This is a genomic window from Bacteroides sp. M10, assembly GCF_014334015.1.
Taxonomy (GTDB): domain Bacteria; phylum Bacteroidota; class Bacteroidia; order Bacteroidales; family Bacteroidaceae; genus Bacteroides; species Bacteroides intestinigallinarum.
The window spans coordinates 974131-986156 of the sequence record NZ_CP060488.1 but is presented as its reverse complement, the minus strand read 5'-3'; the positions used below and the strand labels follow the sequence as shown (position 1 = coordinate 986156).

Sequence of the window (12026 nt, the reverse complement as noted above, 5' to 3'; positions counted from 1 at the left end):
ATCATGAAGAAAATAACGAAATATATAATGATTGGCTTGCTGGCCTTGCAAGGGATGACAACGACTTCCTGTTCGGACTGGTTGAATCTGATGCCTAACGACGGTGTGCCGTTGGATGAATTCTGGAAAACGAAAGAAGATGTCCGTTCGGTAGTGAATGGAGCCTATCTGTCTATGACAGCCAATGAACTGGTACAACGCCTTTTTCTCTATGGTGAATGGCGTGCGGATATGATTACTACCGGAAGAAGGACGAATTCCAGCATAGTAAGTGTCTTTAATGGTGAAATTTCCATAGATAACACGTATTTGGATTGGGCTTCTTTTTATCAGACTATTAATATCTGCAACACTATATTGAAGTTTGCTCCTACCGCCCAGGCCAATGACCCTACTTTTTCAGAAGCTCAACTGAAAGAATATGAAGGACAGGCTATTGCCATCCGCAGTCTGATGTACTTTTATTTGGTAAGAACGTTCGGTGACGTACCGTTTATACGGGAAGCCTATGTGAACGGTTCCCAGCAAATGAGTGTAGCCAAGAGTAGCGAGAAAGAGATTCTGGCAGGCTTGGTCGCTGACCTGGAAATGGTAGAAACAGGTAATTATTTACCGGGACAATACAGTTCTACGGATATTGCACAGAACAAAGGGCGCATGACAATGTGGGCTGTAAAAGCATTGTTGGCTGATATTTATCTGTGGCAGGAAGAATATGAAAAATGCAACCGCAAATGCGATGAGATTATCGGTTCGGGACAATTATTGTTGGTTCCTGTAGAAAGCCGGAAGATAGAGGTGGAAAATACGGAAGAAGGTACGACGGATATATATTATGCTCCTGACCAGTCTTCTTATTATTCCCTGTTCCAGCAGATTTATTATCAAGGAAACTCTATGGAAAGTATCTTTGAATTGCAATTCGCTACTGATAACCTGAATCCTTTTTATAGCTTAATGAGTTCGGGTAGAGGGGTTATCGGAGTAAAAACCGAACGTGTGAATTCGGATATTTTTCCACCGTTGGCGGATGAGGCTTATAGTGGCGAATGTTTTGATATCCGTAGTGTGATTTCTCAAAGTAAGTCCTGCCTTTGGAAATATATCGGTGTGGAACCGAACGGTTCGGAACGTGCGCAGGAAGAATATACCAATAACTTCATTATCTACCGTCTTGCTGAAATCTACTTGATGAAAGCGGAAGCGCTGACCCAAATGGCTATTCTGGACAGTGATAATCAGGAATTGCTGAAAGAAGCGTATGCGGCGGTGAAAGTGATAAGAGATCGCTCTACCGCAGTGGCTACCACGGACATCGGGCAAACGGAAGGTTCGTATAGTGGAAAGGCTATGGAAGAATTTGTGTTGGCAGAACGCGGACGGGAATTGATCTTTGAAGGAAAACGTTGGTTTGATGTGTTGCGTCAGGCAAAACGTAACAATTATGACGGTGAAAATCTCAATTACCTGATGACATTGGCAGAATATAGCGCTCCGGCCAGCAAAGTTAACAGCTTGAAGGCCAAGTATCGCAATTATCACAGTCATTATTTACCTATTTACAGTGAAGAAATAGATGCTAATCCTTTGCTGGAACAAAATGAATTTTATGCTAACTAATCAATGGGAGGAATCTATATGAATATGAAAAACAAAATAGGATTGAACCTGATTGTGAGTTTGTTAATGCTCTGTTTTTTGAATGCCTGCGATGATCCCCTTGATGGAACCGTATATCAGACCACCGAGCAGCAGATGCTCGATGAATATATGGCGGACCATTTAGGCGAGTTCCTCAAGATTGTCGATAAGTCCGACTATCGCGGGATGTTGCATGCCTATGGTGCTTATACTTGTCTGGTGCCGACGGATAATGCCGTGCGGAAATACCTGGAAGAAAACAGAATAGATATAGAACAGCTTTCCAAAGAAGAAGCGAACGAGTGCGTAGGTTATCATGTAATCAATGATACGATTACCTCGTCGCGTTTTCAGGACGGAAAGATGCCGACAGCCAATATACGCGACTACTATCTCACTACGCAAACCAAAAGTGATGAAAACGGAACCATATATGTGGAAGTAGACCGTAATGCACGTCTGTTGACGAAAGATGTGGTTTTAGGTAACGGTATTCTGCACATTGTAGATGCTGTATTGGAAAAGCCGGAACTGACATTGCGTGAACAGGTGGCTGCCTTGCCGATGGAACGTTACTCTCTTTTTATAGATTTGTTTGCCGAGTATGAAAACTATCTCAATTCGGTGATGACAACTGATACTTGTTATACGGTGTATGTGCAGAGTAATGAAACATTCAATAATGAAGGAATTCATAATAAGAACGAGTTGATAACACGTCTGAAGCAGAATACTCCGGGTATCAATGATAGTGAGGCATTGATTCAAAACTTCCTTGCTTATCATATTGGAACCGGTCGCCAGTATATCGTGGACCTGATGAGTAGTTCGGCCGTAATGACGAAGGTAGAGAATCAGGTGATTGCCTGTATCATGGACGGACAAAAGATTGTATTGAACAGATTCAACAGTATAGCCGGATACGAACCGGGAATAGAATTGATACGGGATGGCGAATATGCAGACCGGACTTGTGCGGATGGTGTATTGCAGGAAGTGGATGGTATGTTGGAAATCAAAGAGAGGGCACCTTACCGGGTGAATTTCGATGTGTGTACTTTACCGGAAATCAAGGCGTCTGCTTCTTATCTCAAAGAGACAAAGAAATTTGAGAAAGGCCAGTTGACCCAGGATATTAAGATAGAATACGGGCGCGGAAGCAGTACTGCTGCCATGACCTATACGGTTGGCCAGGTGCTGGATAGAAACAAACCTACATTAAACCAGCAGATGCAGTGTGTCAATGGTGATTACCTGACTTTCCGTATGAGAAAGAGCGATATGATTACAGCAGTTGAGTTTACGCTCCCCTTATTGATTGAAGGAACGTATAAAGTGTGGTTATGCTATCGTCATACAGATTCCGGTAAAAACGGTCCGACCCTTAAAACCACTTTCAAACAGGAAGGGCAGGAAGACCAAATACTGGATAAGATTGTAACGGTAAAACGAGTTTCTGCCATTTCTTATGTGAAGGGTGCAGACGGCAAGGAAAAGACGGACGAGCGCGGAGTCAGGATGGTAGACCATGCTGCGATGGAGACGAATTACGGATGGAAACAGTACACCTATTATCCGCATGTCTATATGAACAGTAATTTATTGGGAGTTGTAAAAGTATTCTCGAGTGGACGCCATGTGTTGCGGTTTGATTTGGAGAAAGACGCTTCTCTCGATATCATGCTGGATATGATTCAGTTTATTCCTACAACCGAAGATCAGGTTTGGCCTATGCTCGATTTGACAGGAATGGAGATCGGTGAATATTCTCCGGGCAAAGAGGAAGTATGGCCGTATGAATGAGAACAGAAGGACGTGGAATATAAATAATCGATAAACGAAAAGTAATGAAACGAAAATTCAATAAGATACGATGGGCATTGGTATTAGTAGCTGCAACACTGGTTGCAGCCTGCAATAACCAGTGGGACAATCATGTGGCGGTAGATATGCCTACTCTTGAGGGAAGTGTATTGGAGGCTGTCAAGGCGAATGGAGAACTTTCAGGCTTTTATACTTTGTTGCAGGAAACTGGTTATGACAAGGTATTGCAGGGAGCCTATGAATATACAATTCTTGCACCTGTGGATGAGGCTCTTGCCGGGTATGTGAAAGGTCTGGCGGAAGGTGAATGGAATGAAGAGGCTAAACTGATGATGGTAAGAAACCATATTGCTTTCGGCACTTTCAACCTGACGGCAATCTCACAACCGGACAGTCATTTGAAGATGATTAACGGGAAAAACAGGATAATGAGTGAGTTAACCTTTGAACTGGAACATTCGGATGTACTTTGCAATAACGGAATGCTTCATGTAGTAGATAAGGTCATGGAACCATTGATGAATATTGATGAGTACTTGCAGTATTTACATGCATTGTATCCCGAAGAGTATGAACAACTGGACAGCCTGTATGCCAAAACCACGAAGATAATGGATAAAGACAGGAGCATACAAAAAGGAGTGAATGAAAAGGGGCAGCCGGTATATGATACGATTTGGACGACGCGCAATTACTTCTTTGAAGAGATGCCGGTTAACGATGAGGATTCTACCTATACTTTTGTTTTGTTGAGGCAGGCGAATTTCCAGAGTCTAAAAGAAAAATATGCCAAATACATGAATCAGAGCACTGAAGAGCTCACTGACTCACTGGTGACGGACGAACTGATCCGGGATTTGGTTTTCAAACCGGGAATGACAACAGCTTTGAGTGGCGTAGAAGTTGATTTTTCCAAAGCGGTATCTTTTGAACTGGCCGGAGTCAGGGAATATCAGGCTTCCAACGGAACGATACGTTTCTTGAACGGGGTGGATATTAAGATAAAGGAAAATAAGGTAAAGACAGTAGTTGTGGAAGCAGAAGATTATCTGGGCACTTATGCTGCTTCCAAAACCTATACCCGTCTCCGCACATGGGCAAGCGGCGGGAAGGATGTGATGGTTTCTTCAAGAAGTTATCAGACGGACCCTGTTACCGGGGCGGAGTATTCTTTCACTTTTAATACGAATAATATGAATACTGATGCCAACTTCTATCTTCAATATGCGGTCAACCTGAATTCAGTGATTTATGATGTATATCTGGGGTCGTATGATGATATGGAGAACCATATCAGGCCAAATGAAGAAGCGGATAAGGCCACTACGCTTGCGGTTTGTCAGAAATTACTAGCTTCCATGCCGGGTGATCCGGCGTTACGCCGTCCGGCGGGGACTACTTCTTCCATAGATAATAATTACTGGGGAAAGGAATGTGGTTTTGTAGGATATTCGATAGCCGGTGATGAAACATATAAAAACACGCCGGTACATCTCCGTAAGTATAATCTGGGCTCTTATATGATTCCTACTACACCGGTAGAGGAGGCAGATGCTTATGACTTTGAAGTGCCGCGGATGGGAGAGGTGCAGGTGATGGTTTGTAATACTGCCGGTTGCCATGAATATTCCAAAGCGAGTCAACGGGGTGGAATGATGTTTCTTGATTACATCAAGTTTGTTCCCCGTATAGCGGATGGAGAGTGACGAGAAGTGAAACGACTAAAGGAAAGATAATGCTATGAATAATAAAATGAAATATATATTTCTTCTGATAGCTTGTGTGTTTGCTTTATCCGGGAATGCACAGAAGTTCAACAAGAAAGTGCGTACATTGAAAGTGAAGAAGCGGATAGAGTATAAGGAAAGGGCATCGGGTACAATTGTGGATGCGGCTACGGGTAGTCCGTTGAATGGTGTACGTGTCGCGGTGCCGGGCCTTAGTACGGCTATGACGGACGAGTCCGGTAAGTTTTCAATCCGGATTCCTTCTTATGAGGTGGAACTACTGGTTTCAAGTCCCGGATACCAGCAGAAACGGATTCCGTTGCGTGGTGAGAAAGAGGTAACAGTGCGTTTGTATGATGAAACGCATAAGAGTCTGTTTGAAGATGTATTGACCCCACTGGGTGATATGGCGGGTAGTCAGACGACAACGGCTCTGACACAGTTAAACGGGGATAATTCCTTGAGTCCGGCCACCAGTCCGGAAGCGCTGCTTCAGGGAACAGTGCCGGGACTGAATACTTTATTCCGTTCAGGTATGGAAAATGCCGGTGCAAATATGTTTATGGGAGGATTCAACTCCATCTATACCAATAACCAGCCATTGCTGATTATTGACGGAATGGTAGTGGAAAATCTTTCGGCAGGGATATCCTTGATAGACGGCTATCTGTCTACTCCGATGAGTACGATTGATGTGAAGGATATTGAACGGATCACTGTCCTGAAGGATGCGGCTACACTGTATGGGGTAAAAGGAAGTAATGGCGCCATTGTCATTGAGACAAAGCGTGCCAAAGATGCCGAAACACGGATTACCGCACAGATAACGACTGGTATGAACTTAAAACCGAGCAGTATTCCGATGTTGGATGCCGTGCAGTCGAAACGTTATCTGATGGATGTATATCAGAGTCGGGGATATTCTGCCGGTGACATACAGAAACTTCCGTTTATCAATGATACGAAGCCCGAACAACATTCTTGGGGATACGAGGGAAATGCCGATTACTACCGTTATAATAAGAATACCGACTGGCAGGATCAGTTGTTTGTACAAGGATTCAAGCAGAATTACTCCATTGGTGTGATGGGTGGTGATGACGTTGCACTCTATGCCTTGTCATTGGGATATTTGCAAAACGAAGGACTGGTGAAAGGTACTGACTTCTCCCGTTTCTCGGCCCGTATCAATACGGATATAAACTTCTCACCGAAGTTTACGGTACAGACCAACATGAATTTTGTATATGGCAAGAAGAACCTGATGCAGGAAGGAAATGCCAGTCCGCAGAATCCGATTTATGCCTCATTGGTCAAATCTCCCTTTATGGCAGGCTTTACTTATAACGAACAAGACCAGCTATCTCCGAATTATGAAGAAGTGGATCTTTTCGGTATGTCGAATCCGACTGCCATTGTAGATAATATGCTGCAAGAGAATATCAGTTATGGATTTTTCGCCAATATACATCTTAAATATAAAATCTGGAAGGAACTGACATTGAGTACCCGTTTCGGACTCCGCCTGAATAAGGAGAAAGAGCGTATTTTCCGTCCGGAAGAGGGAATTCCTTATGAGGATGTTGCTACATCCGAGGTGACCAATCAGATGCAATATCGTACGGAGCGCATATTTTCCTTGTTTGATGAAACCCGTGCCAACTATCTGTTTAAGTTGGGTGTAGAGCACCAGTTGGATGCTACCTTAGGGATGCGTTATTTCAATAACCGGAGCGAGGATGACTGGGGCAAATCGTATAATTCGACCAGTGACAGATTCCGCTCATTGCAGTATGGCTTGAACGACCTTCGCCAGATGGGTGGTTCCATTGGAACGTGGAATTGGCTTTCGTTCTATGGAAATGTGGCCTATTCATTGAAAAACAGATATTTTGTGAATGCAACCCTTTCGGCCGATGCTTCTTCCCGTTATGGAGAAGATATAGGACAGTTCCAGATCTTTCCGGCATTGTCGGCAGCTTGGGTGGTATCGTCGGAGAACTTTATGCGTCAATTATCCTGGGTGGACTTACTGAAGATCCGTGCCGGATATTCTATGTCCGGTAATGATGATATTGGCAATTATGCAGCCCGTCGTTATTATTCCTCACAGAATTTATTGGGTAATTACGGACTGGTACGGGGAAATCTGGTAAACAAGAATCTGAAACCGGAACGAATGGCTCGTCTGAATGCCGGTATGGATGTGGCCGTACTAAATGAACGTCTGTCATTGAGTGTGGACGTCTACCGTTCCACCATTAAGGATATGATTGCTTATTCACCTATAACTTCTTATTCCGGTTTTTCTACTTATATAGATAACAGCGGGGAGATGAGAAATACAGGCGTTGATGTGGCAATTAATGCCCGTGTACTCAACCTGCCTTCGTTAAAATGGGATTTGGGAGCAACCGTATCGCATTATAAAAACAAAATAACCGAACTGAAAGGAAACAGCTATCTGACGGATATTGCCGACGGAACTATCCTTACGGAAGTAGGAAGACCTATGGGAGTATTCTATGGCTATAAAACGAATGGCATATACGCCACTACGGAAGATGCAAAGGCGGACGGACTGCAGGTACGTTCCGGTTTGGCAGACGTACCGTTCGGAGCCGGTGATGTACGGTTTGTGAACATGAATGGCGATAAATATATCAATGAAGAAGATATGACAGTAATTGGTGATCCTAACCCGGATATTTACGGAGGATTGAATACGCGTATCTTGTGGAAGAATTTCACATTCTCGGCCCGGTTTACTTATTCTCTGGGAAATGATGTTTATAATTATACCCGCCGGACTTTGGAATCTATGTCAGGATTGGAAAATCAGACGCAGGCAGTTCTGAACCGTTGGAGAGCGGAAGGCCAGGTGACCAGTATGCCTAAAGTGACTTATGGTGATCCGATGGGAAATGCCCGTTTTTCCGACCGTTGGATTGAAGATGGTTCCTATCTGAAATTCAAGAATCTGACAGTGGCGTATGATGTGCCAATAAAGAAGGGCATCATTACAGGTATACAGGTTTATGCAGTAGCGGAGAATATTTGCACCTGGACGAAGTATAAAGGGTACGATCCTGAATTTAGTGCCAGCACTAACCCGTTGGGTTATGGCATCGATGCTTTTATGACGCCACAGGCGCGTACATTTTATGTGGGATTAAAACTAGGATTATAAAAAGGAGTACGGACTATGAAATCAATCAGAAATATAATCATGCTTTGTGGAGTGCTGATAAGCACATTTACAGCTTGTGTGGATACGGAACTTGAATCTGTCGTTGAATATAAGAACCACTATAACACAATCCCTGATGCGGATAATGCCATCTTGGGTTTATATGGGTTGTTTATGAACCTGGCGGAACAGACTGTCGTACTGGGAGAATTGCGTGCCGACCTGATGGACGTCACGAATAATGCGTCCATTGAATTGCAGGAAATTAGTGCCAATACTCCTTCTGCCAACAATAAATATGCCGACCTGACGAATTATTATGCTGTCATTCAGAACTGTAATGATATGCTCGCCGGTTTCGACGAGATGTTGGCCAACAACCGGATGACGCAGGATGAATATGCGGAGCGCTATTCGGATGTTGCCGCTATCCGTTGCTGGACTTATTTGCAAGTGGGCATGTATTTCGGTAAGCTTGTGTATGTGACTACTCCTACCGTATCGGTAGAGGATGCGCAGAAATTGGAACATCAGGCCAAAATAGGACTGGATGAACTGCTGCCGTTGCTGATAGAATGTATGGAGAATCTTCCTACACTGGATGATTACAAGAACAGTGCGCTGGTACAGTATAAGCTTGACACGTATGACTTGAAGCGTTTCTTTATTAATAAGCGTATCCTGTTGGGTGATTTGTATCTGTGGAACAATAATTATAGGGAAGCGGCTGTGCAGTACCGTAAATTCCTGGCAACCGATGAGGATAAATCGGCAACGGCTAATAGCGTAAGATACCGCTGCGGGACTTACTCTACAGGAGGCGATACCTATTTTCAGGTCTTCTATGAACGCTATATGGAAGGGGATATAAACAGTTATAAGAATACATGGTTGAATATGTTTTCTTTTCAGGCAGACAAGTCGGCCTTATGGAGTGAATTGATCTGGACTATCAGTTATGATGAAAAGTTTGAACCTTATTTTCCGATGATTGAACTGTTTGCCAATCAGGGAAAGGGAAAATATCAATTGAAACCCTCGGATTATGCAGTCGAAAGCCTGTGGGCTTCCCAGACACAAACCAATGGAGCGCCGTTTGACGGACGTGGAGAAGATTCTTCCTTCAAATGGGTAGACGGTCAGTGTGTAGTGCAGAAATATTTGTATGACTATGATTCGGCCAAACCTTATATGAAGCGTGGACGTTGGTTCCTGAATCGTGCAGCATTGGTTCTGTTACGTTACGCAGAGGCAGCCAATCGTTGTGGATATACGGATTTAGCCTATTCCATTCTGAATGAAGGTTTCAAGAATACATATACGTGGGGAGATGAGTACGGCGATCAGAACCGGCAGACTGGTTACGGTCCCGGTGAACCTTATCCCGCACCCTTCTATTTTGATGCTCGTTCGATGGATGCACCTTATCACCGTGCTCCCTGGCGTGATTTTAACGGGATACGGGGACGTGTTTCGTTGAAAGCGAAACCACTAGAACCACAACAAGACGAGACAGAGGTACAGTGTATGGAAAAGATGTTGATCGAAGAGGTCGCATTGGAATGTGCGTTCGAGGGTCATCGCTGGGGAGATCTTGTCCATGTGGCAAGACGCATGAATAAAGAAAAGGCAGGCTCCGGCAGTGAATACCTGAAAAAGGTGATCGGCAAAAAATATGAACGTTCGGGATTGACAATGCCGGATCTCTCGTCGGAGGATAAATGGTATCTAAATGTATCAAAGTAATAATAGGAAGAAGGATGAAAACTGTTTTAAAGGACTTGTATGTATGCAAAGTGATGAGGCATTGTTTTTGTCTGTTGATATTGGGAATTTTATGTCCGTCAACACGTGCACAGGAACCCGCTCATGTCATTATTGTAGCCGGACAGTCGAATACTGACGGACGGGTGCCTGTTGCGGATTTGCCGGAATATATCAAGAGTATGGGAATAGATAGTACCGGTTTTGCAAAAGGAGCTTATAAATATTGTAAAATTTCACAGAATCGTGTGGATGGGAAGTTTGTTCCCTTTTGGCCTCGTCGTAACCGTTGGGGCTATGATGCTGTCACTTATTACCTGTTGGAACAGTTATATCAGAAAGAGTTCTATGTAATAAAATGGGCGGTAGGTGGCACATCAATAACACCGGAGAATACAGATTCCCGTGGTGGGTATTGGTCTGCGACACCGGAATGGTTGGCACAAAATGCTCCTACAGTGAAAAAGGGAAAATCGTTACTTCTTTCATTCGCTCAACAAATAAGTAATAGCATTTCAAAAACACTGTCACATTTGCCGGAAGGTTATCATATAGACGCTTTTCTGTGGCATCAGGGAGAAAGTGATTCGGCCTATGGACCGGATTATTATGAAAATCTGAAAAATGTAGTGAGCTATGTACGTGACCATCTCACCCGTAAAACAGGTGAAGACTATTCAGAATTGCCTTTCATTTTCGGTTCTGTCGCCAAGTCGAACAAACGCTATAATGCAGAAGTGGAAGCAGCGATGAAGCGACTGGCTTCGGAAGATAAGAATGCTTATTTAATAGATATGTCGAAAGCTACTTTGTTGAAAGATCGTCTTCATTTCGATAAGACATCTGCCGAATATTTGGGTAAGCAGATGTATGAAGCAATGATACAAGCCTCTTCTGTGAATGTAACCTCTATGCAATCACCATTTGATATTGATTTATGGGAGAAGGGATTGCCTAATTCGAATGGCAAGGAACCGGAAGGATACGACGATAAAAAGCATAATTATAAACCGTCTGTCAGGGTATTTCTTCCTGCTTCGGAGAAGCCGGTTAAGGCTATTCTGATTTGTCCCGGAGGCGGGTATGACCATTTAGCTATGAAAGATGAAGGATATGACTGGGCTTTATATTTCAATAAAAGGAGTATAGCGGCAGTCGTACTGAAATACCGGATGCCAAACGGTAATCCCGAAGTTCCGGTTTCGGATGCTTATGAGGCAATGCGCTACATAAAAGAACATGCAAAGGAGTGGAATATTCTTCCAGACAGTGTCGGGATAATGGGATCATCAGCTGGTGGACATTTGGCTTCTACTGTTGCTACTCATGCTCCTGCTAAATTACGTCCGGCTTTTCAGATTCTTTTTTATCCGGTGATTACAATGGGTGGTCAGAATGTTCATCAAGGTTCGAAAAAGCATCTGTTGGGAGAGAATCCAAATTCAAAGTTGGTAAAGAAATATAGTAATGAATGGCAGGTAAATAAAAAGACTCCCTGTGCTTTCATTGCGCTGTCCGGCGATGACCAAAGTGTGAAGCCTGTTCATTCTGTGAATTATCACAAGGCACTGATAACACAGAAGATACCTTCGGAAATACATATCTATGCTAATGGTAAGCATGGATGGGGATATAATAAAAGACCATTTGCACAGCGTGCCGAAATGATGAGAGATTTGGAAAATTGGTTGGAAACCCTATAAATGAATTGTAAAGAATATGCCCCACTTGAATATACCGGTATTCTTTGAATATGCCGGAATAGGTAAATATAGAGGTTTTTAGATTGTTTGATAATTATGTAAAGTCTGGACTGGATGAAGCGTGGATTCGTTTTATTTCCGGTTCGGACTAATTTTATTATTCCAAAATTCTTCGCT

6 protein-coding genes are annotated in these 12026 nt (G+C 43.4%); all 6 read left to right on the top strand.

Annotated elements, in window-relative coordinates:
• Nucleotides 1-3 precede the first annotated feature (3 nt).
• Genes H8796_RS03865 through H8796_RS25325 form a run of 6 tightly spaced genes read left to right on the top strand, consistent with a single transcriptional unit; the run spans nucleotide 4 to nucleotide 11849 of the window.
• Nucleotides 4-1620, top strand: a complete 1617-nt coding sequence (locus tag H8796_RS03865) for a RagB/SusD family nutrient uptake outer membrane protein (RefSeq protein ID WP_032854006.1) — start codon at nucleotides 4-6, stop codon at nucleotides 1618-1620.
• 24 nt (nucleotides 1621-1644) lie between these two features.
• On the top strand, nucleotides 1645-3444 hold the full coding sequence (locus H8796_RS03860; RefSeq protein ID WP_158577279.1) for a fasciclin domain-containing protein: 1800 nt from the start codon (nucleotides 1645-1647) through the stop codon (nucleotides 3442-3444).
• 44 nt (nucleotides 3445-3488) lie between these two features.
• Nucleotides 3489-5171, top strand: coding sequence for a fasciclin domain-containing protein (locus H8796_RS03855; RefSeq protein ID WP_117932871.1), 1683 nt, complete (start codon nucleotides 3489-3491; stop codon nucleotides 5169-5171).
• A 46-nt stretch (nucleotides 5172-5217) separates the two neighbouring features.
• Nucleotides 5218-8382, top strand: coding sequence for a SusC/RagA family TonB-linked outer membrane protein (locus H8796_RS03850; RefSeq protein ID WP_158571543.1), 3165 nt, complete (start codon nucleotides 5218-5220; stop codon nucleotides 8380-8382).
• A gap of 15 nt (nucleotides 8383-8397) precedes the next feature.
• Nucleotides 8398-10128: a RagB/SusD family protein gene (locus H8796_RS03845; protein WP_187343936.1), complete on the top strand. Its 1731-nt coding sequence runs from the start codon at nucleotides 8398-8400 to the stop codon at nucleotides 10126-10128.
• A gap of 14 nt (nucleotides 10129-10142) precedes the next feature.
• Nucleotides 10143-11849 carry a sialate O-acetylesterase gene (locus tag H8796_RS25325; RefSeq protein WP_233530851.1) on the top strand — a complete coding sequence of 569 codons (1707 nt, stop codon included), beginning with the start codon at nucleotides 10143-10145 and terminating at the stop codon, nucleotides 11847-11849.
• Nucleotides 11850-12026: the final 177 nt, after the last annotated feature.